This is a genomic window from Kitasatospora sp. NPDC127116 (assembly GCF_042677365.1).
GTDB lineage: Bacteria > Actinomycetota > Actinomycetes > Streptomycetales > Streptomycetaceae > Kitasatospora > Kitasatospora lactacystinica.
In genome coordinates, this window is record NZ_JBHXTL010000143.1 from 1 (window position 1) to 23925 (window position 23925).

Below are 23925 nucleotides of genomic sequence, written 5' to 3' on the forward strand. Positions count from 1 at the left end.
ACCCCTGGGCGCGCGAGCGTTTCACCGTGGTGCGCGGCGCGGTCCGGCAGCTGGTCGCCGCTCGGCTCGGCGTGCACCCGGCCGACGTGGTCTGGCGGTACGGGCCGAACGGCAAGCCCGAGCCGGCGGGGGACGGCGCGCTGCGGGTCAGCTGGTCGGCCTCGGACGCCGTCGCGGTGCTGGCCCTCGCCGAGGGGCGGGCGGTCGGTGTCGACGTCGAACGGCTCCACGACCCGCGGACGGCCGAGCGGATGGCCGCCCGCTGGTTCCCGGTCGAGGAGGCGTGGTTCGTCGCCGAGCCCGCGGAACCGGCCGAGCGGGCGGCGCGGTTCACCGCGCTGTGGTGCCGCCGGGAGGCCTGCGTCAAGGCGTACGGCGGGCGCGTCGTGCAGTCCTTCGGCGTGCCCGTCGCCGGTCCGTCGCCGGTGCTGGTGGCCGACCCGGGCGCGCTCGGCGACGGCCCGGCCCGGCTCTGCGACGTCCCCGTCGCGGAACCGTTCCGGGCTGCCGTCGCCGCCCTCGGAGGATCGCCAATACATGTCAACTCGCATGAGTGGAACGGGAATTGACGAAACGCTCGATCAGCTCCGGTTTGGTCTGGACCAGCTGGCGAGCGCGCTGGTAGCGTCCCGGTCACACCCCCTGCCGAGCCCTCCCCGGCCCTCCCCGGCAAGCCGAAAGGCGTGTACGACGTGGCACCGCACGACGCTCCACCGCAGGACCCGGCGTCACTCGGCGCTCCACCGCACGACCCGGCGCTGCTCGGCGCTCCACCGCACGACCTGGCGTCACTCGGCGTGACACCGTGCGGCGCGAATCCGGCCACCAGGCGGGTCACCGTGCGGTACGCCGCCGAGAACAGCGGCTCCGGACCGCTCACCCGCGGCCAGGACAACATGATCCGCTGCATCCGGGCCAGTGCCCCCGAGGCGATCAACAAGGAGTCCGTCTGGCCGGTGCCCGACGGTACTTCGGTCCCCTCCGGGCTGGTCGCCCTCCGCCGGCTGGTCGAGCGGCACGAGTCGTTGCGGACCTCCTTTCCGGCGGGCCCCGGTCCGGACGGATTCCCGGACCGCCAGGTGGTGCACCGGCAGGGCCGGTTCGCCGTCTCCGTGGTCGAGGCCGGCTGTCGCTCGGACGCCGAACTGAACGCGATGGCCGAGGAGTTGGGCCGGGTCGATGTCACCGTTCCGGTCGGCCTCGACCTGCCGCCGAGGATCCGGTTCACGCTGATCGCCGCGGGCGAGCGACTGCTGCGGCTGGTCGCCGTGGTCTGCCACGCGGGCGCCGACGGCGCCGCCACCGCCGTGCTGATCGAGGACTGGTGCGCCCTCGCCGCCGGGAAGGAGCTGCCGCCGGTCACCGCGCCGACCCCGCTGGGGATCGCCGTGGCGGAGCAGAGCGCCCAGGGCCGCCGCAGGTCGGCGGCCGCCCTGCGGCACTGGGCCCGGATCCTGACCGCCGGCCCGGTGGGAGTCTTCTCCGACGCGCGGATCAGCGGCCCGCCCCGCGACCACAGCGCCCTGCTGGTCCGCTCGCGCACCGCCGCCGACGACCTCGCCGCGGTCTGCCGGCGCACCGGTGCCAGCCCCTCGGTCGTCCTGCTCGCCGCCTTCGCCGCGCTGGTCGCCCACCGCGCGGGCCGGTCCGAGCTGGTGTTCTCGGCGCTGTCCGCCAACCGTCAGCGCGCCGCCCTGATCGACCACGTCGGCACCCTCGCGCAGGACGCCCTGATCCTGCTCGACGCCGGCGCGGCCGACCTCGACCAGCTGATCGGCCGCGCCAAGTCGGCCTCGCTGAGCGCCTACTGGCACAGCACCCTGGACGCCGAGAAGGTCTGGCAGCTGGTGGACGACGCGGCCCATGTGCGCGGCGCCCGGTTCGCCCGCCAGGTGGTCGTCAACGACCTGAGCCTCACCATCCCGGCCTCCGTCGCCGCCGTCCAACCGCCCCCGGCCGCCGACCCCGAGCTCACCGTGCTGCCCGCCCCGCCGCTGCCGGTCCGGCTGATGCTCACCGTCCTGCGGATCACCGGCAGCCTGGACTTCGCCCTGATCGCCTGTCCCCAGGTGCTCGACCCCGAGGAGGCCGAGAGCTTCGCCCGGGCGCTGCCGGCCGTGCTCGCGGCCGCCGCCGAGGGCCCGGTGCTGCTGGCCGACCTGCCCGCGGCGCTCGGGCCGCCGGGGGCCGGCCGGGGCGGTGATTGGAGGCTGGTCGACGGCTCCTGGATCGATCTCGCGGCCGTCCGCGAACTCCTGCACGCCGCGCTCGGGGACCACCGGCTCTCGGTGAGCGAGGGAAGGCTGGTGGCCGAGGTGGCCGCCGTCGACCCCTCGTTCGGCCCCGCCGAGGCCCACCGCGCCGTGGTCGCCGCCCTGGCCGGACGTGACACCGCGATGGCACCGCACCGGTACGTCGTCCGGCACACCACGCCGGCGGGGGAGCGGACCGAGACCGGGAGCGGGCGCGACCGGGCCGTCGTCGCCCGGCTGTCGGCGCTCACCTGAACGGATGATCACGGCAGCCCGCGGGACACTCACTCCCACGGGGCGCCGTGATCGTCCCCGGCTCCCCACGGAAGGTCCGTCCAGGAGCAGCCGGAGGTCGCCCCCGAGGTGAGCCCCCACGGGCTCGGCACCTCCTCCTCGTCCCCGTCCTGCACCGGCAGCCGGTCGATCACCGCGACCAGCGCCGGCGGCAGCTGCGGGGCGAGCCCCCGGTGCACCCGCGACAGGATGTCCCGCCGTACGTCGTCCGGCAGCAGCGGCCGGTTCATCCGCAACACCCGCGGCCCGGGCGGTCGTTCGACCGTCGCCAGCTGGTCCGACCAGGCCCGCCAGTAGTCGGCGTCGTCCGTCTCGCCGAGCATCAGGTGGTGAAGGTGCAGGCAGTAGGCGGCCGTCCCGCTGCCCGAGCCCGCCGCGAAGCGCCACCAGAACTCGGCGCCCTCCTCCTTGCCGGTGGCGTACAGCAGCGCGCCGAACACCTCGGCCCCCTCCGGCTCGATCCGGCGCGCGCTCACCAGCAGGTCGAGTCCGCGCGAGGCGTCCGGCGCGCCCAGCACCAGGGCCACCACCAGCCCGAGTTCGAACGCCGCCTGCTCGTGCTCCGACGGCAGGTGGGCGGGCGCGGCGGTGAGCCTGGCCCGGCGCAGCGCCGCGACCCGCTCCGCGTGGGCGCGTTCGGACCGGGGAACGCGGAACACCGTCCGGCCGCCGTCCGCTGGTGCCGCGCCGGCCGGGCCGCCGTCCGCCGGTGCCGCGCCGCCCGGGGTGCCCCCCTCCGGTCTCCCCGTCACAGCTCGCCCTCGTCGTCCGGGAGTTCGCCCACCCCGAGCCGACGGGCCAGCCGTTCCCGGGCGTGCCGGAGGTTGGAGTGCACCGTCGCCACCGGCCGCCCCAGGTACGCCGCGATCACCTTGACGTGCAGGCCGAGCAGGTACCGCAGGATCACCACATCCCGCTGCCGGTCCGGAAGTTCGAGGATCGCCGCGTACAGCCGCACCTCGTCGGCCTCGCTGTGCAGCAGCCCCTTCGCCACCTGCTTGAAGGCTCCGATCACCGCCGCGAAGGTGACCGCCTCCACCTCCACCGGCTCCTCGGCGGCCACCCAGTCCGACACGTGCCGGTTGGCCAACCGCCAGGCGTAGGCGGCCGGTTCCTCGAACCGCAGGACCTGCGGCCAGCAGCGGGCCAGGTCGGACTTCACCGCCCCGACGACCAGCTCCGCGTCGGACCGGTTGCCTATCCGGGTCAACGCGAGCGCGTGCCAGGCGGGTTCGTGCGTCTCGCAGAAGGCGGCGTAGGCGAGGCCCAGGCGGAGTTCGGGGTCGGACCGGGGAGCACGGTCGGAGCCGGCCGCCGGCGCCGTCTCCGCTCCGTGAATGTGCGCCACGGCCGTTCCGCCCCGGAACCTGCGCGCCGGGGCACCCCTGTCGATCGTCATCGAGCCTGCTTTCCGTGGCCGTCGGCTGCTCACCCGGCCACCCGAGGGTCGGGCTGTCGGTGCCCATCCTCATTCCATCAGGCCCGTCACTCCAGGATGCAATCCGAATACAGATGGTCATCTCATGGGCGCCGTCGGTTGGTTGGAATGCTCCGAAGCTGTTCGGAACGCGACCGGTCCCGCCTATCGTGGTCAGGAGCGATCGGTCGGGAATGATCGGTCGGGAGCGTAACCGGGGGAGAGCGCGATGGGTCTCTACGACGGGGTGGACCTGCGGCTGAACGTGCCGCACTCGGCCCGGATGTACGACTACTTCCTCGGCGGCTTCACCAACTTCGCCGCCGACCGCGAGGCCGCCGGACAGGCCCTCGCCGTCGCACCGTGGCTGCGCGCCGCCGCCCGGGTCAACCGCGCCTTCATGCAGCGCTCGACCCGGGCGCTCGCCGAGGCCGGCTTCGACCAGTTCATCGACATCGGCACCGGCATCCCCACCTCGCCCAACCTGCACGAGGTCGCCCAGAGCATCCGGCCGAACGCCCGCGTGGTCTACGCCGACAACGATCCGATCGTGCTCTCGCACGCCCAGGCCCTGCTCACCGGCACCCCCGAGGGCCGCACCGCGTACGTCGAGGCGGACGTCACCGACCCGCTCGGACTGCTCGCCGCCCCGGGCCTGCGCGAGACCCTCGACCTGTCCCGCCCGGTCGCGCTCTCCCTCAACGCCCTGCTCCACTTCGTCCCCGACACCCACGGCGCGTACGAGCTGGTCGAGCGCCTCAAATCCGCCCTCGTCCCCGGCAGCGCCCTGGTGCTGACCCACGTCAGTCCTGAGTTCGCGCCCGAGGACATCGCCCGGCTGACCCGGATCTACGAGGCCGCCGGCACCGCAGCCCAGGCCCGCACCCGGTCGGAGATCGTCCGCTTCTTCGACGGCTGGACGCTCCTCGACCCGGGGCTCGTCCCCATCGCGCAGTGGCGGCCCGCACCGGAGGAGACGCCCGGGGCCGCCGAGGAGGTCTCGTTGTACGCCGCGGTGGCCGTCCGGCCGTGAGCCATCGGACGGATGACCACAGTTGACGAACCGTCGGCGAATGCGCCGCGTCCTGGTGATCGGGAAGGCGGTTCGCGCCGCGACAGGACCGTCGCCGAATTCTGTTCCGCGAACTCGGCGGACCGACCGCCGTCACCGGCTTCGCCCGCTCGATCGGCGACCGCGTCACCCGCCTGGCATCGCCGGGACCCCGGCCGGCGCCCCCGTCCTCCTCGCCGTGCTGACCACCGAGCCGGCGGACGAGGCGGCCCCGATGGACGAACCACTGGTCACCCGGACGGCCACGCTGCTCGCGGACGCGCCCGGCTGACCCGGAGCCGCGTCCCGCGGGTGGGCGCTCCGGCCCGTCCGGGACGCCGGGGGCGGCCGCTCCCCGGGGCCCGGTGGATCCGGATCCACCGGGCCCCGGCAGGACCGCCGTCGGTCACATGGTGTTGACGATGAGCCCGATGTGGGTGAAGTAGTTCAGCCCGCCGAACGCCAGGAAGGCGAGGCCGGCCAGCCCCCATGCGGCGCCGATGACCGGGCTCGTCCACCGCCGGGGCGAGCGCAGCGCGAACGGGAAGAGCAGCGCCCCGATGCCGACCAGGACGTACAGCCCGGACATGAAGCTCGCCTCCAGCCACGGCCGGTCCGAGAACTCCCCCGAGACGGGTTCCTCGGGCGGGGCGGCGAAGAGCGTGTACCTCCAGCCCGCGGCGGCGATGCCGAAGCAGGCGAGCCCCATGCCGAAGACGAACACCGAGATCGGCGCGGCCACCCGGACCGTCCGGTCGACGCCGTCCGCGGCGAGGAGCTCGCTGCCGCGCCTCCAGAGGTAGAAGGAGGCGGTGAGCAGGAGGACGCCGAACGCCAGGGCGGGCTCGCCGAAGATGATGTTGTCGAACGGGAAGCCCTGCCTGGCCAGCGGCCAGGTCAGGGTCATGTGCAGGCCGGTGGTGACGAGGGTGAACCCGAGGGCCCCGAACGCCAGCGCCCAGCCGTCGAGCGTGATGGTGCGGCCCCGGGCGAGGAGCCGACGTCCCAGTTCCACCACGAGCAGCAGTCCGGCGCCGGCGGCCACGGACATGATCGTGTTGTAGGTCGGCATCCTTGCCCAGTCGATCTTCAGGCCGGATGCGGCGAGCGGCACGGCGTGCTGAATCATGGATCAGGCATGACGCAACACCGCTCGTCGGCAAACCGCCCGCCGCTCAGGTGGACCCGGTGGGCCGAGCCGCTCCGCCCCGTCCCGCCCCACGCGCTCCACCCGTGCACCCCCGTCCCGTGCGCTCCATCCGTGCGCCCCCGTTCCCCCGGGCACAGACTGGTGAGGGGACCGAGTGCTGCCCCGCGAGGCAGGGAGAGGCATGCTGCTGGGACTCACCACCGCGTTGGCCGCGACCGTCTGCTTCGGCTTCGGGGCGGTCTTCCAGGCGCGCGGCGCGCGGTCGGCCCCGCGCGCCGACCGGGTGCGGGCGGGCCTGCTGGCCGCGCTGCTGCGGTCCTGGCAGTTCATCCTCGGCACGCTGCTGGACATCGTCGGCTTCGTGCTGAGCATCGTCGCCCTGCGCACCCTCCCGCTCTTCCTCGTCCAGGCCGTCACCAACGCCAGCCTGGCCGTCACCGCCCTGGCGGCCGTCTGGCTGCTGGGCGCCCGGCTGCGCCGGGGCGATCTCGCGGGCATCCTCGCGGTGGTCCTCGGCCTGACCCTGCTGGCGCTCGGCTCCGGACAGGAGGGCCGCGACCACGCCGCGACCGCCTTCCACTGGGCGCTGCTCGCCACCACCGCCGCCATGGTGCTCGCCACCGTGGTCCTGGTGCGCCGGGAGGGCAATGCGGCCGCGGCCGGCCTGGGCCTGCTGGCCGGGGTCGGCTTCGGCGTGACCAGCCTGGCCGTGCGGGTCCTGGACGTCTCCGGCCCGGTCGCCGTCCTCACGGATCCCGCCGCCTACGCGCTCGCCGTCGGCGGCCTCGGCGGCTACCTCGCCTACGCCCTGGCGCTGCAGCGCGGGACGGTCACGGCCGCGACCGCTGCCGGGACGGTGACCGAGACCTTCGGTCCGGCGCTGATCGGCGTGACGGTGCTCGGGGACGCCGCCCGGCCCGGGTTCGAGTGGTGCGCGCTGACCGGCTTCGTGGTCGCGGTGGGCGGTACCTTCGTGCTCTCCCGCTTCGGTGAGCTGGAGGGCGAGTCCGCCGAGCTGGTGGCTCCGCACCGGGACACCGAGGCGGAGCCCGCCGTCCCGCCCCGGTAGCCCGGACGGCTCCGCCATGCGAAGGTGACTTGCCGGACAAATCGGACGGCGACACGGCCACAGAGCGGCAGGTGCCCGATGGCGGAGGAGTCCCACTCCCGACCCCGGCGGTCAGGCCCGAAGGCCCGCACGGCCCCCTCGGCCCCCTCGGCCCCCTCGGCCCCCTCGGCTCCGGAGGGCCGGACCGCCCCGACCGCCCCGACCGCCCCGGCCGCCCCGGCCGACCGCCCGGTCGCGCTGATCACCGGCGCCTCCTCCGGGATCGGCCTCGCCACCGCCACCCGCCTGGCCGACGCCGGCTGGCACACCCTGCTCTCCGGCACCGACCGCGCCCGCCTCGACGAACTCGCCGACCGCACCGGCGGCCGCGCCCTGCCCGAGGACCTGAGCAAGCCGGACGGTCCGGCCCGCCTCGCGGAGGCCGCCCTGGCCGCGGCCGGCCGGGTGGACGCCCTGGTCGCGAGCGCCGGCCTGGGCTGGCGCGGCCCGTACGCGCAGACGCCCTCCGACACCCTGGACCGGATGATCGAGGTCAACCTCGCCGCCCCGCTGCGCCTGGTCCGCCTGCTGCTGCCCGGCATGCTGGAGCGCCGCCGTGGCCGGATCGTGCTGCTCGGCTCGATCGTCGGCCAGGTCGGCTCGCGGGAGGAGTCCGGTTACGCGGCCACCAAGGGCGCGCTGACGATGTTCGCCGAGAGCCTCTGGTACGAGCTGCGCGGCACGGGCGTCGGGGTGCGCCTGGTGCTCCCCGGCGCGGTGGACACCCCGTTCTTCGAGCGGCGCGGCACCCCGTACGAGCGCGACTGGCCGCGGCTGGTCCCGGCGGACCGGGTCGCGGACGCGGTGGTGGCGACCATCACCACCGAACGCGACCGCCTCTACGTCCCGCACTGGCTCGGCTTCCCGTCCCGCTTCCACGGGGTGGCACCGGGCGTGTTCCGCCGGATGGCCGCCCGCTTCGAGTGAGCGCCGCCGCCGTGCACCGGACGGGCACCGCCGCCGTCGCCGCCACCGCCCTCGCCGCCGGCGCGGAGTTCCTGCACCTCGCCCCGGCCGCCGTCCGCCTGCCCCCGCTGCGCCGCACCCTGGCCCGCCGCACCGCCGGACACGGCGCCGCGCCCGGCCACGTCGCCCTGACCTTCGACGACGGCCCCGATCCGGCCAGCACCCCGTACGTTCTCGACGCGCTGGACGAACTCGGCGCCCGCGCCACCTTCTTCCTGCTCGGCGCGATGCTGGAGCGCGCCCCCGGGCTCGGCCGCGAGCTGGTGCTGCGCGGCCACGAGGTGGCCGTCCACGGCTGGCACCACCGGCAGCAGTGGTACCCGGCCCCCGCCCGCGACCTGCGCGAACTGCGCCGCGCCGCCGAGGCGGTGACCGGACTCTGCGGCGCCCGTCCGCTCTGGTACCGCCCGCCGTACGGCGTCCTGACCGCGGGCCCGGCCCTGGCCGCCCGCCGCCTCGGCCTGCGCAGCGTGCTGTGGACCGCCTGGGGCCGCGACTGGACGGCCGAGGCCACTGGCGCGACCGTCTACGCGACCGCCCGCCCCGGCCTCACCGGCGGTGCCACCCTCCTGCTGCACGACTCCGACTGCACCTCCGCCCCCGGCTCCTGGCGCGCCACCCTCGCCGCGCTCCCCCTGATCGCCGCGCACTGCCGCACCCGCCGCCTCACCCTCGGCCCCCTCCGCGACCACCGGGTGCCGCCGCCCGCCGGCGGTGGCTTTCTCGGGCTTGGGGTCCCCGGCCGGAGGTAGTCGCCGGGGAACTCGCGCGGGCGCGCTTCGTCGCTGTGCCGTGCCTTCCGGAACCTGCGGGATGGAAACGGTAGAAATCGGAGTGGAGGGCAGGGAGGGCTTGCCCTGTGTGCTCGAGGAGCAGCGGTGCAGAAGCTGGTGGATGAGTTTCACCGCAAGGGTAAAGAAGTCGACTACAAAAACCGGCAGTTGATCCTGGGTCAGGGGAGCAGCGGGGATCACGTCCTGCTGCTGACCCACGGCTTCGTGCGTGTCGTTCGGCAACTTGCCGATGGGCGCAGTAGATGGCTGGCATTCAGGGGGCCGATGAACCTGCTCGGCGAAATGTCGGCGCTGGCCGGTAAGCCGAGGAATGCCGATGTGGCGGCGATAGGGGCTTGCAGGGCGGTCAAGATGGCGTGCGAGGACTTTCTGACGTTGATTCAGAAGGGTGATGTCAGCCATGAACTGCTTCTCTGGGAGCAGGGCCTGCGGAACGAGGCCGAGCTCACGCGCTTCTGGCTCAAGGACCTTCCGTTGGACGTCAGGTTGGCACGAACTCTGCTTTACCTCGCAGGAAACGGCTCCACCACGAGGGTCGAGGGGCTGACTCGGGAGGTGCTCGCGCAAGCGGTCGGGGTCACCAGAAACGCGCTGCGTCCCGTCCTGAAAGGCTTGAAGGAGGCAGGGGCTGTCATCGCCAGGCGGGAATCCCTTGAGATCAAGGACATCCGTGCGCTGCGCGATATGGCGAAGGATGCGAGGCGCGTGCGCCATTGCGCACGTCAGATCGAATAGTGAGAAGCGCCACAGGTGGCGGTTGTGCACAGTTCTGTGCATTACTCGCGAATCCTGCTGGAAATGCATGTGACCAGCTGGCCGGCACTGGGCCGGAGAAACAGCGAAGTCCAGGAGGTCGCATGTCGTTCCAGGAATTCCCGTTGCCGTGGTCGAAAAGTGTTCCGTTGCCCCGTTACACCGCGATGGTGGCGGTGGACGCCATGGGCTACACGAGACTTCCCTCCCTGCTCCACGCCCCGATGAGTGAGGTCGTCCCTGCCCTGGTGGACCGGGCACTCGAATCGGCGGGGCTGGGCGGGCTCAGGCAGGACGGGTACTTCTCGGAGAGCTCCGGGGATGGGGTCGCGATCGGCTTCGACCCCGCTCTGCTGCCTTTGGCGGTTTATCCCTTCCTGTCGACCATGGGGGATGTGGTCGGCCAATACAACCAGGGGGCTCAGGGGCCGCGCATCCGACTCCGCATCAGTGCCCACGTTGGGCCAGTGGAGAATTCAGGTGAACCGGGCTGCGGAAACGGGGCGGCGCGGAACGAGCTGCATCGCTTGCTGGATTGCAGGCCCCTGCGGAAGGCTCTCATGGCTGGTGGTGCGAAAACCGACGTGGTCGCGGTCCTCTCCGATCGGGCCTACAAGGACTCGGTGCTCGGCGGATATGTCGGGTTGGCGCCGGACCAGTTCACCGAGGTGCTGGCGAAGGTCGATGGAAAGGACTTCTCCCAGCGCGCCTGGATGTACGTTCCGAAGCTCTCCGGAGAATTGCTGAGACGTGGCTTGGGCGGAAAGCAGGAGGACGAACCCGAGCCGTCCACCGAGCAGAGATCCGGAGGAGCTCCAACGCCATCGGACCTGGCTTGGAGATGTATCCGGCAGGACATCAAAAACGGAATCGGTGTGGTGGGGGACGTAACCGGAGACTTGGACCACGGGAATTCCCGGGTTCCGAAGCGTCGGCGAATCGATGGCTGAGCGGGCGTTCGACCGGCGCCGGAATCCGGTGTCGGAGGTGCGGGCCCAGATCGCCGAGGAAAGCGTTGCGATCACGGGTGGAGTGGTCGGTGACGTGAACCTCTACAACATCACGAGTGAAGCGTTCCTGCCAGCAGTCCACACACGAGAGCCGGAGCCGGGACCGGCGCCCATGGCGGTGTACGCGAGGATCTGCGTGGGGCTCGCCCGCCTCGCGCACGCGTGCAGCAAGGCGTCCGAGTCGCTGTATCGCGGGCAGCGGAAGAAGGGGGAGGCCTCATGAGTCCGGGTAGGCGATCGGGGCTGGAAGCCTCCCTCGACAGATGCGTCGAACTACTCGACAGCGGTGCGGAGGTTCGCTTCCCGGTCCTTCTGGAGGGGGCCCGAGCGGCGTTCTCGATCCGCGAGGCGAGGGAAGCGCTGTATCAGGATCCACCTGACCAGGATGTCCGACGGGCCGTGTGGCGCGAAGCGGTACTCCGGTGCGGCGGCTGCCGGGGCGTGGAGACGGGAGTGAGCGCCGCGGACTGGAAGTCAGTCGTAACCTGGTTGGCGATTCCTGGCCTGCGGCGTGTCGTCCGGCGGGTTGCCGAGTGTTTCGGGGCCGACCGCGACGACGTCGAGGCGGAAGCGGTTCTTGCCGTGTTGTCGGCCCTGGAAACGGTGGATCCTGAAAGCCCGTCCGTCGGTGGTGACCTGCTCAGATTCTCCAGGAGCAGAGCCTGGGCCTACGGCCGAAAGTTCTCCCGGGAACTCTCCTGCGGTGATCTTGCCAGTGTGGCAACCGATCGGGGCGATCCGGGCATTTCGGCCCGGAAACGGGCTGAGGGAACCAGAATTCCGCAGGCACCTCAGGGCCTTGTGCATTCGGGCACGGTGGCGCCTAGGAGCCCGTCCGCGAGATTCCGGCAACGCGTCGAGGGCGAGCGCATCGGGTCGATTGCGGAACGCCTCGGTCTGCGGGAGATCGCTCTCGGTCGGCTCACAGAGGACCACGGCAGGCTGATTGGTCGACTTGTTCTTCGCTCGGAGGATCGACACCGATGACAGTGAGACCTGTTTCCTTCGCGGAGGCCTTCGAGCTTCCTCTGACCGTCGACGTGCGGACTGCGGCTCGAGCGCTCGGCGTGTATTCCGCCACCGCGTACAAGATGATTCGTACCGGTCGCTTCCCCTGCGCGGTGCTGCGGCTCGGGTGGCGCTACCTGATCCCGACGGCGCTCCTGCTGCGGGCTCTCGGGATCGAGGAGCGTCCGATCTACGCGGACGATGTGGCGGAAGGCGCCGATTTCGCGGCTCGATGGCGGTCGGACGCCTCCTGTCAGGAGGATATGTCGTGAGATGCCTCGTGATCGGCCCGATCGGTAACAGTCTGGCGCCGTTGGGGAGCGCCGCGCTGAAGGCGTACGAGAAGTACATGGAGACCTTCGAGAAGGTGGTCGATCCGGTGTGCCGCAGATATGGCATCGAGCCCGTCAGGGTCGACCAGATCACGCGATCGGGAGGGATCACCGACGAGGTGCTCGAGCACCTGGTGCAGGACGAGATCGCCATCGCGGACTTGAGCGGAGGGGATCCCAGCGTCATCTACGGACTGGCGCTTCGCCATGCCGTCGGTCGGCCGACGATCCAGCTCGGTGAACACGGAAGGATGCCGTTCGACCTCCCTTCGATCCGGACTCTCCGGTTCAAGCGGACGGATGCCGGACTCGTCGATGTCCGGAAGGATCTGGAACGAGTCGTCGCAGGAGGCCTGAAGGACGGTTTTTCCGCGGCCTTGCCGCCGGGGATCCTGAAGAAACTGCTTCCGTTCGGAGACGGTGGTGCCGCACCTCCCGCTCTGGAGGGTGACGGCTTGGCCGAGTCCGGGATTCGGGACCAGATCTCCAAGCTGGATGATCAGTTGGGGTCGTTCCTGGTCCACATGGATGCAGTGACGGGGCTGATCGAGAGCATCGGGAGAGCGGCTGATACGGCGGACGCGGTGGAGCGTCGAATCGCTCGGTCGGGTGATCCGGGGGGCGCGAGAGCAGCTGCTCTGTGCTCGTTCGGGAGCGCGGTGTCCTCGCCGGTGGTCGAGCTGGAGGAGGCAGCGGAGAAGCTCGCGGAAAGCGTGGCGGGAATCGACCTCAGTGTGAGGACTGTGGACTCGCTGGTCGACGCCGTGCCGAAGGGCGATGGCGCCCCCGAAGTCCGGAGGTTCCGTGAGGAGCTGAACGGAATGGCCGTGCGGATGAGGAAGGGGGCAGCGAAGGTGGAGGAGTTCGGGTCCGCGGCCGGCCAACGTTTCGCGGCAGGAGGCAAGAAGTTCCGAGAGCCTGCCAGGTCGGTGTCGACAGCGGTCCACCAGCTGACGGTGGCGATGGCCTGCGGTGGGAGGTGGGAGCAGATGTCCTTCGAGGACGAGGGCGAGCAGCCGTGACGTCGGACTCTGGGAACGCGCTGCAAGGAGAAGCCGGCTGAGAGGTTCACCACCGATCGCGGTGCTCCGTCGCCGCCAGTCCGACTCGTTCCAGCGCCTTTGCGAAGCCCCGGCGCCACGCCTCCGGTGTGGCGCCGGCGGACGGCGCGGGCTCGGGGCGGTGGAGCGCGGCCAGGGCGTTGCGGACCACTTCGGCCGGGTGGGCGGTGGCGACGTCGGCGTGGCCGAGTTCCAGCTCGTGCTGGAGGTTGTCGCGCCCGTGCCCCTGCACCACGTCGAGGAGCAGCAGCCGCCGGCCCAGCGCCCGGGCCTCGCTGCAGGTGTCGCCCGAGCTGGTGACCACCAGGTCGGCGGCGGCCATCAGCGCGGGCACGCGGTCGGTGTAGCCGAAGGGGTGCAGCCGGGGCTCCCGGCGCGCGGCGGCCCGCAGCCGGCGCTCCAGTTCGCGGTTGCGCCCGGCCACCGCGAGGACGTGCGGCCCGGCGGCGGCCAGCGAGGCGGCGGTGCGGGCGAGCGGACCGAGCCCCCAGGAGCCGGACATCAGCAGGACGCACGCGGCGCCCGCCGGCACGCCCAGCTCCGCCCGCGCCGCGGCCCGTCGCGGCGGCCGGTAGAACGGCTGGCGCAACGGCGCCGGCACGACGGCGATGTCGGCATCCGGCCGGTACCGCCGGACCGCGCACGCGGCGACCTCGGAGGTGACCAGGAACAGGTCCGTCCCCTCCTGCACCCAGAGCCGGTGCGGCGTCACGTCGGTGCAGAACACGAAGTGCCGGAACTCCCGCTCCGGCGCCTGCCGCAGCAGCCGGTTGACGGCCGAGGTCGCGGTGGCGAACACCGAGACCACCAGTTGCGGCCGCTGCGCCTCGATCAGCTCCCGCAGCGCCGGGACCAGCCGGCCGCGGGCCGCCGCGTCGGCGAGCAGGGCGATCCGGGCGCCGGGCCGCAGCGCCGAGAAGTGGAAGGCGTCGTACACCCCGGGCAGGTCGAGCAGCCGGCGGAAGACCGCCTCCCCGGCCGCGCCCGAGCGCTGCCCGAGCAGGGCCATGGCGTCGACGGTGCGGGTGGTCCAGCCGCGTTCCCGCAGGGTGTCGGCGCAGGCCTGGGCCATCACGTCGTGGCCCTGTCCGAGCGAGCCGGAGACCAGCAGGGCGTGCGGCATCGGGCGGCCCGGTCAGGCGCCGGCGGCGGTGCCGACGGTGGCCCGGTACCAGTCCGCGTACCGCCGCACGCCGTCGGTGAAGTTGGTCCTCGGCGACCAGCCCAGCAGCCGCTTGGCCTGCGCCGAGGAGATCCGCCGCCCCGCGTAGTCGGCCTTCCGCCCGTCGATGTGCTCGATGGTGACGGGTCCCAGCAGGCCGTCCACCGTGTCGGCGATGTCCCGCACCGAGACGGCCGTCGAGCCCTCCAGTGCGAAGGTCTGGTCCTCGGCGGCGGGGGACAGGGCCCGGACGTGGGCGTCGGCGAGGTCCTCGACGTAGACGAAGTTGCGGCTCTGCCGGCCGTCCCCGGCGATGGTGATCGGCCGTCCGGCCAGCGCGGCCTGGACGAACCGGGCGACGACCAGCTCGTCCCGCATCCGGGGGCCGTACGGGATGCCGTAGCGCAGGATGGTGAAGTGCTGCCCGTAGAGCTCGCGGTAGCTGTGCACCAGCATCTCGGCGGCGAGCTTGGTGGCCACGTACAGATGGCCGCTGTGCTCCAGCTCGATCGGTACGTGCTCGTCCAACTCCTGCTCGCTGCTGTCGAGTTGCTCGTCGGTGAGGGCGGCGCCGTAGACCCAGACGGTGCTCGCCAGGACCGTGCGGCTCAGGCCGCTGCGCCGGGCGGCCTCCAGGACGGCCTCGGTGCCGTCGATGTTGGTCCGCACCGCGCGGACCGGGTCGGCGCTGACCTGTTCGACGTCGGCCATGGCGGCCAGGTGGTAGACCACCTCGCTGCCGGCCAGCGCCGCGGTGAGGGCCTTGAGGTCGAGGACGTCGAGCCGCGCGTGCTCGGCGTCCGGGTTGAGGTACTTGTCGGTGGTGTCCACCGCGAGGACGTCGTGGCCGGCCGCGATCAGGTGGTCCACGACGTGTGAGCCGATGAACCCGCAGCCCCCGGTGACGGCTATCCGCACGATCTTGCTCCCTTCGCTCCGGCTACCCGGCCAGGCGCCGGTACACCGCGGAGACGGCGTCGACCACCTGCTCCGTCTCGTCCTCGGTCATGTCGGAGTGCACCGGCAGGCAGACCTGCCGGGCGCAGACGTCCTCGGCCACGGGCAGCGGCCCGCGCCGGTACGGGGCGAACACCGGCTGGAGGTGCAGCGGCAGGTCGTACACCTCGCCGGACAGCCGCACCGCGTGCTCCTCGGCCACCGCCCGCTTGAACTCGGCGCGGTCGACCCCGGCCGGCAGCAGCGCCACGTACTTGTAGTAGTTGCCGCGGCAGCCGGGCGGTTCGGGCACCGGGTCGAGCCCGTCCAGCCCGGCGAGCGCCGTGTCGTAGCGGCGGGCGACGGCCCGGCGGGTCTCGATGAACTCCTTCAGCCGGCGCAGGTGCACCGCGCCGATCGCGGCGTGCGGCTCGCTCATCCGCCAGGAGTAGCCGGGCTTGACGTGGTGGTTGGTGGTGAAGGAGCCCTTGCCCTGGTCGCGGTAGATCCGGGCCCCGTCGCGCAGTTCGGGCGACTCGGTGAGGATCATCCCGCCCTCGCCGCTGGTGGTGACCTTGGTCGGGTAGAAGGAGAAGGCCCCGGCCAGGCCGAAGGTGCCGGCGGCGCGGCCGTTGAAGCTGCTGCCGTGGGCGTGCGCGGCGTCCTCGACCAGTGGGACGCCGCGCCGGTCGCACAGCGCCCGCAGGGCGTCGACCTGCGGGCCGACCAGCCCGCCGATGTGCACCAGGACGACGGCGGCGGTGTCCGGGGTGAGCGCCGCCTCCAGGGTCTCGGGGGAGAGCGCGAGGGTGGCCGGATCGACGTCGGCGAAGACCGGCCGCCCGCCCGCGTGCACCACCGCCCCGGCGGTCGCGTAGAACGTGACGGCGGGGACGACCACGTCGCGGCCCCGGACGTCGACGCTGCGCAGGATCACCTCCAGCGCCGCAGTGCCGCTGCTCACCGCGACGGCGTGCGAGGCGCCGTGCTCGGCGGCGAAGGCCTGCTCGAAGCGCTCGGTCCACGGGCCGAGGGTCAGCGCGCCGGTGGTGAGCATCTCGGTCACCGCTTCGGCGACGGCCGCGCGGTCGCTCTCGTCGAACACGATGCGGGCGGCTGGAACGCCCATGGGCACCTCCGGCGGCGGGCTGCCGGAGCAGCACCGATCGGGTCGAATCCTCCCGAACCGCACGTCAGCGGACGGGTCAGGCACATCACGCTACTTCGCCCACCGGTCCCCGGCCCGCCGTCGCCGACCGCACGGGTGAGCGGATCTGCTGCCGTCGCAGGTCCGGGGGCTGCTTCCGGCGCAGGGCGTGCGCTCCTCCGTGCGGGGGATGGCACTACTGCGTCCGCAGTACGCAAACGGCCTGCACAGGGACGACGACGGAGCAGGGGTCGGCGATCAAGGATGGGTCATGCTGCGGGGGACCGCGTCCACCAGGACGTCCGGTCGGCCGCGGCGCCTCCTGTTCCCGAGAACCGCATTCGAAGGAGTCCGCTCTCCCGTGGCCACGTTCCTCTACCGCCTGGGCCGATGGACCTTCGTCCGGCGCCGGCTGGTGACCTTCCTCTGGGTCGCCGTGCTGGCAGCCGTCGGAGTCCTGGCGGCCAAGGCGCCCGCCGCACCCGACGACGGCTTCGCGATGCCCGGCACGGAAGCGCAGAAGGCGTTCGACCTGATGAACGAGCGCTTCCCCGGCGGCCACGCCGACGGGGCCTCGGCGCGCCTGGTGTTCGTCGCCCCCTCCGGCCAGAAGATCACCGCCGCGCCCAACCAGCAGGCGGTCGAGCGGACGGTCGGCGAGCTCGCCGGCTCCGAGCAGGTCACCGGCGCGGTGAGCCCGTTCAAGATGCCGGGCGCCGTCTCCTCGGACGGCACCACCGCCTACGCGACGGTGAGCTACTCCGCCAAGGCCGGCGAGGTGTCCAGGACCGCCACCGACACCCTGGAGCGGGCCGCCCAGCACGGCCGGGACGCCGGGCTCAAGGTCGAGATCGGCGGCACCGCGCTGATGGCCAAGGCCGACGCCGGGGGCAGCAGCGAGGCGATCGGCATGGCGCTGTCCGCCGTCGTGCTGGTGATCACCTTCGGCTCGCTGGTCGCGGCCGGCCTGCCGCTGCTCACCGCGGTCGTCGGCGTGGGCCTCGGCATGGCGCTGATCACCGCGCTCGGCAGCACGCTCGGGCTCTCCACCACCACCGGCACCCTCGCCATGATGCTCGGCCTCGCGGTCGGCATCGACTACGCGGTGTTCATCGTCTCCCGCTACCGCGCCGAGCTCGCCGAGGGCCGCGCGCCCCAGGAGGCGGCGGGCCGGGCGGTCGGCACCGCCGGGTCCGCGGTGGTCTTCGCGGGCCTGACCGTGGTGATCGCGCTCGCCGGCCTCTCCGTGGTCGGCATCCCGATCCTGGCCAAGATGGGCATGGCCGCCGCCGGGACGGTCGTCATCGCCGTGCTGGTCGCCCTCACCCTGGTGCCCGCCCTGCTCGGCTTCCTCGGCCGCAAGGTGCTGCCGCGCAAGGCCCGCAAGGCCCGTGGCGGGGCGGCCCCGGCCGCGAAGGAGAACGGCGGAGCCCGCTGGGCCCGCTTCATCCTGCGCCGCCCGCTCGCGGTGCTGCTCGGCGGTGTGATCGGCCTCGGCGTGCTCGCGGCCCCCGCGCTCGACCTGCGGCTCGGCCTGCCGGGTGACGAGTCCAAGCCCACCTCCACCACCCAGCGACGCGCGTACGACCTGCTCTCCGAGGGCTTCGGCCCCGGCTTCAACGGCCCGCTGACGGTCATGGTGGACGCCAAGGGCGTCGCCGACCCGAAGGCCGCCGCGAACGAGGTGGCCAAGAAGGTCTCCGGGCTGCCGGGGGTCGTCGCGGTGACGCCGCCGATGTTCAACCAGGCGGGCGACACGGCCCTGCTCAACGCCGTCCCGGCGACTGGCCCGAGCGAGGCCGAGACCAAGGACATCGTGCACGCCATCCGCCACGACGCGGCCGGCCTGAAGACGGCCACCGGGGCGACGGTCCTGGTCAGCGGCACCACGGCGATGAACATCGACGTCTCGCAGAAGATGTCCGACGCGCTGCTGCCCTACCTCGCCGTGGTCGTCGGCCTCGCCGTCGTCCTGCTGATGGTGGTCTTCCGCTCGATCCTCGTGCCTCTGAAGGCGGCCCTCGGCTTCCTGCTGTCGGTGGTCGCCGCGCTCGGCGCCGTGGTCGCGGTCTTCCAGTGGGGCTGGCTGGCCGAGCTGATCGGCGTGGAGCAGACCGGCCCGGTGATGAGCATGATGCCGATCTTCATGATCGGTGTGGTCTTCGGCCTCGCCATGGACTACGAGGTGTTCCTGGTCACCCGCATCCGCGAGGGCTACGTCCACGGCGAGGAGCCCGGCGAGGCGATCGTCACCGGCTTCCGGCACAACGCCCGGGTGGTCACCGCCGCCGCGTTCATCATGATCGCCGTCTTCGCCGGCTTCATCGGGATGAGCGAGCCGATGATCAAGATGATGGGTCTGGGCCTCGCCGCGGCCGTCGCCTTCGACGCCTTCATCGTCCGGATGACCGTCGTCCCGGCCGTCCTCGCCCTGCTCGGCCGCCGCGCCTGGTGGCTGCCGCGCTGGCTCGACCGCCTGATACCGGACGTGGACGTCGAGGGCAGCAAGCTGGAGACCCCCGCCCCCGAGCAGGCTCCGGCCCGGGAGTCGGTCACCGTCTAGGGCACTGCCGCCCGGCCCCGCCCCGACACCGAGCGGGGCCGGGCCGGCGCCCCACTGCTCGGACACCGGTTCGAGCCCAACCGTTACCGTTGCTGTCGGGGCCACCGCGCGTGCGGAGGCCCCCGCCGCGTCCCGCCGCGCCCCCGATCGGGATCGGCGCGGCTCGAACCCAGGCTGCCCGGTTGCGGGCGTGGCCAGCGTCCCCGACCGGAGAGCACGAGCATGAGCGACTTCTGGCAGCGCCTGCGCCGCGACCATCCGCGGCTGCTCGACGTCGCCGGCGGCACGGCCATGATCACGGTCACCGCCCTCGGCGCCACCATCGACCAGACCGGCGGCCGCTTCACCCCGTTCGCCGCGCCCACCTTCGTCATCGCGCTGGTCTCCGCCGTCACCGTGCTCGCCCACCGCCGCCACCCGCGTGCGGTGGTCGCCGTCACGCTGCTCTGCACGATGCTGCTCGCCCTGGTCAGCCCCCGGCTCACCCCGACCCTGGCCACCCCGCTGCTGCTCGCGCTCTACTTCCTCGCGATCCGCACCGACCGCGCCACCGCGCTGCGCGCCTCGGTCGCCGCCGCCGTCCTGCTCACCGGGATCGCCCTGCTGTTCGGCCCCGGCGGGCCGGTCAGCGAACGGCTCGGCGTGCTCGCCTGGGCCCTGCTGCCCGGCGCCCTCGGCGACTCGATCCGCAACCGCCGCGCCCACCTCGCCGCCATCGAGGAGCGTGCCGAACGCGCCGAGCGCACCCGCGAGGAGGAGGCCCGTCGGCGGGTCGCGGACGAGCGGATCAGGATCGCCCGCGACCTCCACGACGTCGTCGCCCACCACATCGCCCTCGCCAACGCCCAGGCCGCCATCGCCGTCCACCTCATGGACAACCACCCCGTCCAGGCCCGGGAGGTGCTCAGCCACATCACCGACGCCACCGGCTCGGCCCTCCAGGAACTGCGCGCCACCGTCGGCCTGCTGCGCCGCGCCGAGGACCGCGCCCCGCTCGAACCCGCCCCGGGCCTCGACCGGCTGCCCGAACTGATCACCACCTTCGAGCGGGCCGGCCTGCCGATCCGGCTCTCCGTCGAGGGCGAGGCCCGCCCGCTGTCGCCCGGCGTGGACCTCACCGCCTTCCGGATCGTCCAGGAGTCGCTGACCAACGTGGCCAAGCACGCTCACGGCGCCGACGCCGAGATCACCCTCGCCTACAGCGGCAGCCGGGTCGCGGTCAGCGTCGCCAACGGCCGACCGACCGCGACCGGCCGCCGCCGCGCGGTGTCGCTGCCCCAGCACCCGCCCAGCGAGGGCGGCTTCGGCCTGATCGGCATGCGCGAGCGGGCCGGGGCGGTCGGCGGCCGGCTCAGTGCCGACCGGCGGCCCGACGGGGGCTTCCTCGTCACCGCCGAACTGCCGCTGCGCACCGGCGCCCGCGACGACGGCCCCGAGTCCGCGGGCGCCTTCACCGCCGCCGACGTCGCCTGGGCCGCCCGGGCCGCGCGCACCACCCGTACCGATCGCCCGACACCGGCCGAACGACAGGAGCACGCCGCCCGAGCGGACGGCGCGCTCCGAGAGGACAGGGACCACGCATGACCATCCGGGTACTGCTCGCCGACGACCAGGCCCTGCTGCGCGGCGCCTTCCGCCTGCTGATCGAGGCGGAGGAGGACATGGAGGTGGTCGGCGAGGCCGCCGACGGCCGGGAGGCCGTCGCGCTCGCCCGGGCCACCAAGCCCGACATCGTGCTGATGGACATCCGGATGCCCGGCGTCGACGGTCTCGGTGCCACCGCCGAGATCTGCGGCGACGAGGAGCTGTCCGGCACCCGGGTGCTCATCCTCACCACTTTCGAGATCGACGAGTACGTGGCCCAGGCGCTGCGCGCGGGCGCCGGTGGATTCCTCGGCAAGGGCGCCGACCCCAAGGAACTGCTCGCCGCCGTGCGCACCGTCGCGGCGGGCGAGGCGCTGCTCTCGCCCGCCGCCACCCGGGCCGTGATCGACCAGTTCCTGGCCCAGCCCGAGCCGGCGTCCGCCACCCCCGCGAGCGAGCGGCTGGCCGTCCTCACCGCCCGTGAGCGCGAGGTGATGTCGATGGCCGCCACCGGCCTCACCAACGAGGAGATCGCCGAGCGGATGTTCGTCAGCCCGTTCACCGTCCGCACCCACGTCCACCGGGCGATGTCCAAGCTCGACGCCCGGGACCGGGCCCAGCTCGTCGCCATCGCCTACCAGACCGGCCTGGTCCCGCCCGGCCGCCCGGTCTGAGCGTGCGGTGGGCGCGGCGGGGCCGGGGTCAGGCCGTGGGCCGCCCCGCCCCCGCACCCGCCCTCGGAGCGCGGACACGGGGGAGCCCGAAGGCGGACATCTCCTTCTCCTCGTAGGAGAGGAAGCCCAGCGAGCGGTAGAAGGCGTGGTTCCGCACACCCTCCGGGGTGGACTCGTGGTCGGTGGAGAGCAGGAAGAAGCGGCAGTGCGCGTAGCGGTCCATCAGGTGCTCCATCAGCGCACGGCCCACGCCCTCGCGGTGGTGGCGCGGGTGCACCAGGACGTCCTGGACATAGCAGACCGCCTCGTCGTCCGAGATGGTGCGGGCCAGCCCGAGCAGTTCCCCCGACTCGCCGCGCGCGGTCACGACCAGGTGGGAGTTGGCCAGGCCGCGCATCAGTTTGTCGACGTCGCTGGTGTAGCCCTCCCACTCCACCGCGTCGTACAGCTCGAACACCTCGTCGCGGTCGAACTCCACCTCGCGGGCGATGATCACACGGCCTCCCCGATCGCGCGGCTCTCCCCGAGCCGCGGTACCTGACGTATCCGAACTGCCCATCGTTCCAGGCCGGCCCGCTCCGCTCAAGGCGGTACGGGCCGCCTGCCCCGGGGCACGTCAGCCCGTTCGCGCGCGATCGCACGGGGCCGACAGCCGGATCTTGCCGGCACCGGCCGACCGGCCCGGGCCTCAGGGCTTGCGGGCCACCGCGCCGTACATGCTGACGCGGTCGGCGCCGGGCTCGGGGGTGGTGTCGGGGCGCCAGAGGGGGACGGTGGTGACGCCGGGTTCGAGGAGGTCGAGGCCGTCGAAGAAGGCCCGGACCTCCTCGCGGGAGCGGCCGACGAGGGGAGCGGTGGCCCTGTCGTAGACGCCGGTGACCCGGTCGCGCGTCGCGGACGGGATGAAGTCGGCGGTGCCGTGCGAGAGGACCAGGTGGCTGCCGGAGGGCAGGGTGTCCAGCAGCGCTCCGAGCACCCGGTGGGGCTGGTCCTCGTCCCGCAGGAAGTGGAGGACCGCGGCGAGGACGAGCCCGACCGGGCGGGAGAAGTCGAGCAGCTCCACGGCCCGGACGGCGTCCAGCAGGTCGCCGGGCTCGCGCAGGTCGGCCTGGATGACGGTGGTGCGGCCGGCGCCCGAGCCGGCCATCAGGGCCCGGGCGTGGCTGAGCACGATCGGGTCGTTGTCCACGTAGACGACCCGGGCACCGGGCCTGGCCGTCCGCGCGATCTCGTGGGTGTTCCCGGCCGTGGGGATGCCGGTGCCGATGTCGAGGAACTGGTCGATGCCGAGGTCGGCGACGCACCGCACCGCGCGGGTGAGGAAGGCGCGGTTGGCGCGGGCGGTGGAGCGGAACTCCGGGTTGGCGGCGAGCGCCTTCTCGGCGGCGGCGCGGTCGGCGGGGAAGTTGTCCTTGCCGCCGAGGTAGTAGTCGTACATCCGGGCCGGATGCGGCACGTCGGGCCGCAGGTCGGCCGCGATCCCGGCCCCGCCGGACTCCCACATGTTCTCGTACCCCACGGCTGCCGCCCCCTTCGCCCGGACACCACTGACACCACTGACAGCACTGACACCGCTGACACCGCTGACGATCCACTCGCGGTCCTGCTGCCGGACAGCCTAAAGCCCAGGTCACGGCGCCCGTGGCGGTTGGCCGGGTCACCCCCGTATGTCCCTTTCGTCGGGCCGGGGGCTCGTGGCCTCGCCGCGCGTCCCGGCCGCTCCCGGAGCAGGATGGGAGACCGGGGCGGGGGAACAGCCGGGGACGGGAGGTCGGACCGTGGGCATCGCGATGGCGGACATCCGCGAGTGGCGCGGCCACGCCGTGGTCGACGAGAAGAGCCACCGCATCGGTTCGCTGGAGTCGGTCTACGTGGAGACGGCCAGCGACGAGCCGTTCTTCGCCACCGTCACGGTCGGGTTCGCCGGTCGGCGCCGCCTGGTGTTCGTCCCGCTGGAGGGTGCGGTGGCCGGCCCGGACTACCTCCGGGTGGCGTACCCGCGCAACCTCGTCAAGCAGGCGCCGGCGATCGGCACCGACGACGTGCTGCCCGTCGAGGACGAGCCCGCCGTGTTCGCGCACTACGAGCTTCCGTACGCGACCGGCGCGGGCGGGGAACGCCGCCTGGCCCGCCGCTGAACCGCGCCCTGGCCTGCCGCCCGCCCGTGCCCGCCCGTGCCGCCCGCCCGCGCCGCCGACCCGTGCCCGCCCCTGCCGCCGACCCGCGTCCGGCGCGGGCGGGTCGGGTACGACGTTCGCCACCCGGGAATGAATACCCCGCCGGGTACACTTGTCCATCGACAGTCGATGTGAAAGGCGGCCCGACATGCAGGTGGACGAGGAGGCGGTCGGCGCGGTCCTGAACCGGCTGCGTCGCGCGCAGGGCCAGTTGGCCGGGGTGATCGCGATGATCGAGGCGGGCCGGGACTGCAAGGACGTGGTCACCCAGCTCGCCGCCGTTTCGCGCGCGCTCGACCGGGCCGGGTTCAAGATCGTCGCGAGCGGCATGCGCCAGTGCATGGCCGCCGCGGACGAGGATGCCGCGCCGATGAGCGAGGCCGAGCTGGAGAAGCTCTTCCTCGCCCTGGCCTGACCGGCGCTCCGCGCCTCGGGAGCACGGCCCCACGGGGGGGGGGGGGGGGCGGGGGCCCCCGCCCCCCCCCC

Annotated in this window: 25 protein-coding genes; 17 read left to right on the forward strand and 8 right to left on the reverse strand. The window is 73.1% G+C overall.

Annotated features, from left to right (window positions below; translation table 11 throughout):
• Positions 1-569: 4'-phosphopantetheinyl transferase family protein (locus ACFVHV_RS36865; RefSeq protein ID WP_380357332.1), on the forward strand; the 569-nt coding region annotated here is incomplete at its 5' end.
• Between the two features lie 123 nt (positions 570-692).
• On the forward strand, positions 693-2507 hold the full coding sequence (locus ACFVHV_RS36870) for a condensation domain-containing protein (protein WP_380357335.1): 1815 nt from the start codon (positions 693-695) through the stop codon (positions 2505-2507).
• A gap of 29 nt (positions 2508-2536) precedes the next feature.
• Here ACFVHV_RS36870 and ACFVHV_RS36875 read toward each other — a convergent pair whose 3' ends face one another.
• Positions 2537-3298 (reverse strand): hypothetical protein, encoded by a 762-nt coding sequence (locus ACFVHV_RS36875; RefSeq protein WP_380357338.1) that lies wholly within the window; start codon positions 3296-3298, stop codon positions 2537-2539.
• Positions 3295-3894: a sigma-70 family RNA polymerase sigma factor gene (locus tag ACFVHV_RS36880; protein ID WP_359902517.1), complete on the reverse strand. Its 600-nt coding sequence runs from the start codon at positions 3892-3894 to the stop codon at positions 3295-3297. Before ACFVHV_RS36880 ends, ACFVHV_RS36875 begins: the two co-directional genes overlap by 4 nt.
• Positions 3895-4192: 298 nt before the next feature.
• On the opposite strand from ACFVHV_RS36880, the gene ACFVHV_RS36885 reads away from it, so the two are divergent.
• Positions 4193-4996 carry an SAM-dependent methyltransferase gene (locus ACFVHV_RS36885; RefSeq protein ID WP_359902515.1) on the forward strand — a complete coding sequence of 268 codons (804 nt, stop codon included), beginning with the start codon at positions 4193-4195 and terminating at the stop codon, positions 4994-4996.
• 424 nt (positions 4997-5420) lie between these two features.
• Here the strand turns inward: ACFVHV_RS36885 and ACFVHV_RS36890 are convergent, their stop codons facing one another.
• Positions 5421-6143, reverse strand: a complete 723-nt coding sequence (locus ACFVHV_RS36890; protein ID WP_380357340.1) for a DUF981 domain-containing protein — start codon at positions 6141-6143, stop codon at positions 5421-5423.
• A 202-nt stretch (positions 6144-6345) separates the two neighbouring features.
• Between ACFVHV_RS36890 and ACFVHV_RS36895 the strand changes: the two genes are divergently transcribed.
• From ACFVHV_RS36895 to ACFVHV_RS36935, 9 genes are all read left to right on the forward strand, one after another.
• Positions 6346-7233, forward strand: a complete 888-nt coding sequence (locus tag ACFVHV_RS36895; protein ID WP_359914714.1) for a DMT family transporter — start codon at positions 6346-6348, stop codon at positions 7231-7233.
• A gap of 78 nt (positions 7234-7311) precedes the next feature.
• Entirely contained in the window at positions 7312-8199 is an 888-nt protein-coding gene (locus ACFVHV_RS36900; protein WP_380357343.1) for an SDR family NAD(P)-dependent oxidoreductase, read from the forward strand.
• On the forward strand, positions 8196-8990 hold the full coding sequence (locus tag ACFVHV_RS36905; protein ID WP_380357346.1) for a polysaccharide deacetylase family protein: 795 nt from the start codon (positions 8196-8198) through the stop codon (positions 8988-8990). The genes ACFVHV_RS36900 and ACFVHV_RS36905 overlap by 4 nt, the downstream gene beginning before the upstream one ends.
• Positions 8991-9116: 126 nt before the next feature.
• The gene (locus ACFVHV_RS36910) at positions 9117-9767 is read left to right on the forward strand and encodes a Crp/Fnr family transcriptional regulator (protein ID WP_380357349.1); all 651 of its coding nucleotides are present in this window, start codon (positions 9117-9119) and stop codon (positions 9765-9767) included.
• A gap of 122 nt (positions 9768-9889) precedes the next feature.
• Complete coding sequence (locus tag ACFVHV_RS36915; protein WP_380357351.1) at positions 9890-10735, forward strand: hypothetical protein; 846 nt, start codon at positions 9890-9892, stop codon at positions 10733-10735.
• The gene (locus tag ACFVHV_RS36920) at positions 10728-11018 is read left to right on the forward strand and encodes a hypothetical protein (RefSeq protein ID WP_380357354.1); all 291 of its coding nucleotides are present in this window, start codon (positions 10728-10730) and stop codon (positions 11016-11018) included. Before ACFVHV_RS36915 ends, ACFVHV_RS36920 begins: the two co-directional genes overlap by 8 nt.
• Entirely contained in the window at positions 11015-11782 is a 768-nt protein-coding gene (locus ACFVHV_RS36925) for a hypothetical protein (protein ID WP_380357357.1), read from the forward strand. The genes ACFVHV_RS36920 and ACFVHV_RS36925 overlap by 4 nt, the downstream gene beginning before the upstream one ends.
• Positions 11779-12075: a DNA-binding protein gene (locus tag ACFVHV_RS36930; protein ID WP_380357360.1), complete on the forward strand. Its 297-nt coding sequence runs from the start codon at positions 11779-11781 to the stop codon at positions 12073-12075. Before ACFVHV_RS36925 ends, ACFVHV_RS36930 begins: the two co-directional genes overlap by 4 nt.
• Positions 12072-13157: a hypothetical protein gene (locus ACFVHV_RS36935; RefSeq protein WP_380357363.1), complete on the forward strand. Its 1086-nt coding sequence runs from the start codon at positions 12072-12074 to the stop codon at positions 13155-13157. Before ACFVHV_RS36930 ends, ACFVHV_RS36935 begins: the two co-directional genes overlap by 4 nt.
• Before the next feature lie 46 nt (positions 13158-13203).
• On the opposite strand, the gene ACFVHV_RS36940 is transcribed toward ACFVHV_RS36935, so the two are convergent.
• The 3 genes from ACFVHV_RS36940 to ACFVHV_RS36950 are packed head-to-tail and all read right to left on the reverse strand — an operon-like array spanning position 13204 to position 16423.
• Positions 13204-14319, reverse strand: a complete 1116-nt coding sequence (locus ACFVHV_RS36940) for a hypothetical protein (RefSeq protein WP_380357365.1) — start codon at positions 14317-14319, stop codon at positions 13204-13206.
• Positions 14320-14331: 12 nt separating this feature from the next.
• On the reverse strand, positions 14332-15276 hold the full coding sequence (locus tag ACFVHV_RS36945) for an NAD-dependent epimerase/dehydratase family protein (protein ID WP_359914728.1): 945 nt from the start codon (positions 15274-15276) through the stop codon (positions 14332-14334).
• A 22-nt stretch (positions 15277-15298) separates the two neighbouring features.
• Complete coding sequence (locus ACFVHV_RS36950; protein WP_380357368.1) at positions 15299-16423, reverse strand: DegT/DnrJ/EryC1/StrS family aminotransferase; 1125 nt, start codon at positions 16421-16423, stop codon at positions 15299-15301.
• 379 nt (positions 16424-16802) lie between these two features.
• Between ACFVHV_RS36950 and ACFVHV_RS36955 the strand changes: the two genes are divergently transcribed.
• From ACFVHV_RS36955 to ACFVHV_RS36965, 3 genes are all read left to right on the forward strand, one after another.
• Positions 16803-19004 carry an MMPL family transporter gene (locus ACFVHV_RS36955; RefSeq protein ID WP_380357371.1) on the forward strand — a complete coding sequence of 734 codons (2202 nt, stop codon included), beginning with the start codon at positions 16803-16805 and terminating at the stop codon, positions 19002-19004.
• A gap of 222 nt (positions 19005-19226) precedes the next feature.
• On the forward strand, positions 19227-20588 hold the full coding sequence (locus ACFVHV_RS36960) for a sensor histidine kinase (protein WP_380357374.1): 1362 nt from the start codon (positions 19227-19229) through the stop codon (positions 20586-20588).
• Complete coding sequence (locus ACFVHV_RS36965; RefSeq protein ID WP_359914739.1) at positions 20585-21262, forward strand: response regulator transcription factor; 678 nt, start codon at positions 20585-20587, stop codon at positions 21260-21262. The genes ACFVHV_RS36960 and ACFVHV_RS36965 overlap by 4 nt, the downstream gene beginning before the upstream one ends.
• A 28-nt stretch (positions 21263-21290) precedes the next feature.
• Here the strand turns inward: ACFVHV_RS36965 and ACFVHV_RS36970 are convergent, their stop codons facing one another.
• Both ACFVHV_RS36970 and ACFVHV_RS36975 read right to left on the reverse strand, forming a co-directional pair.
• Complete coding sequence (locus ACFVHV_RS36970; RefSeq protein WP_380357378.1) at positions 21291-21758, reverse strand: GNAT family N-acetyltransferase; 468 nt, start codon at positions 21756-21758, stop codon at positions 21291-21293.
• Between the two features lie 192 nt (positions 21759-21950).
• Complete coding sequence (locus ACFVHV_RS36975) at positions 21951-22766, reverse strand: SAM-dependent methyltransferase (RefSeq protein WP_380357381.1); 816 nt, start codon at positions 22764-22766, stop codon at positions 21951-21953.
• A 286-nt stretch (positions 22767-23052) separates the two neighbouring features.
• Between ACFVHV_RS36975 and ACFVHV_RS36980 the strand changes: the two genes are divergently transcribed.
• Both ACFVHV_RS36980 and ACFVHV_RS36985 read left to right on the forward strand, forming a co-directional pair.
• A complete protein-coding gene (locus tag ACFVHV_RS36980; protein WP_359914748.1) occupies positions 23053-23400 on the forward strand; it encodes a PRC-barrel domain-containing protein in 348 nt (115 codons plus the stop codon).
• A 187-nt stretch (positions 23401-23587) separates the two neighbouring features.
• Positions 23588-23854, forward strand: a complete 267-nt coding sequence (locus ACFVHV_RS36985) for a metal-sensitive transcriptional regulator (protein WP_188303232.1) — start codon at positions 23588-23590, stop codon at positions 23852-23854.
• The last annotated feature ends 71 nt before the right edge of the window (positions 23855-23925 follow it).

Bases quoted from the DNA above. Each gene is read 5' to 3' on its own strand.
- ACFVHV_RS36885 (WP_359902515.1), top strand. From the start codon at position 4,193: ATGGGTCTCTACGACGGGGTGGACCTGCGGCTGAACGTGCCGCACTCG.
- ACFVHV_RS36890 (WP_380357340.1), bottom strand. From the start codon at position 6,143: ATGATTCAGCACGCCGTGCCGCTCGCCGCATCCGGCCTGAAGATCGAC.
- ACFVHV_RS36895 (WP_359914714.1), top strand. From the start codon at position 6,346: ATGCTGCTGGGACTCACCACCGCGTTGGCCGCGACCGTCTGCTTCGGC.
- ACFVHV_RS36900 (WP_380357343.1), top strand. From the start codon at position 7,312: ATGGCGGAGGAGTCCCACTCCCGACCCCGGCGGTCAGGCCCGAAGGCC.
- ACFVHV_RS36915 (WP_380357351.1), top strand. From the start codon at position 9,890: ATGTCGTTCCAGGAATTCCCGTTGCCGTGGTCGAAAAGTGTTCCGTTG.
- ACFVHV_RS36920 (WP_380357354.1), top strand. From the start codon at position 10,728: ATGGCTGAGCGGGCGTTCGACCGGCGCCGGAATCCGGTGTCGGAGGTG.
- ACFVHV_RS36925 (WP_380357357.1), top strand. From the start codon at position 11,015: ATGAGTCCGGGTAGGCGATCGGGGCTGGAAGCCTCCCTCGACAGATGC.
- ACFVHV_RS36930 (WP_380357360.1), top strand. From the start codon at position 11,779: ATGACAGTGAGACCTGTTTCCTTCGCGGAGGCCTTCGAGCTTCCTCTG.
- ACFVHV_RS36940 (WP_380357365.1), bottom strand. From the start codon at position 14,319: ATGCCGCACGCCCTGCTGGTCTCCGGCTCGCTCGGACAGGGCCACGAC.
- ACFVHV_RS36950 (WP_380357368.1), bottom strand. From the start codon at position 16,423: ATGGGCGTTCCAGCCGCCCGCATCGTGTTCGACGAGAGCGACCGCGCG.
- ACFVHV_RS36960 (WP_380357374.1), top strand. From the start codon at position 19,227: ATGAGCGACTTCTGGCAGCGCCTGCGCCGCGACCATCCGCGGCTGCTC.
- ACFVHV_RS36965 (WP_359914739.1), top strand. From the start codon at position 20,585: ATGACCATCCGGGTACTGCTCGCCGACGACCAGGCCCTGCTGCGCGGC.
- ACFVHV_RS36975 (WP_380357381.1), bottom strand. From the start codon at position 22,766: ATGTGGGAGTCCGGCGGGGCCGGGATCGCGGCCGACCTGCGGCCCGAC.
- ACFVHV_RS36980 (WP_359914748.1), top strand. From the start codon at position 23,053: ATGGCGGACATCCGCGAGTGGCGCGGCCACGCCGTGGTCGACGAGAAG.
- ACFVHV_RS36985 (WP_188303232.1), top strand. From the start codon at position 23,588: ATGCAGGTGGACGAGGAGGCGGTCGGCGCGGTCCTGAACCGGCTGCGT.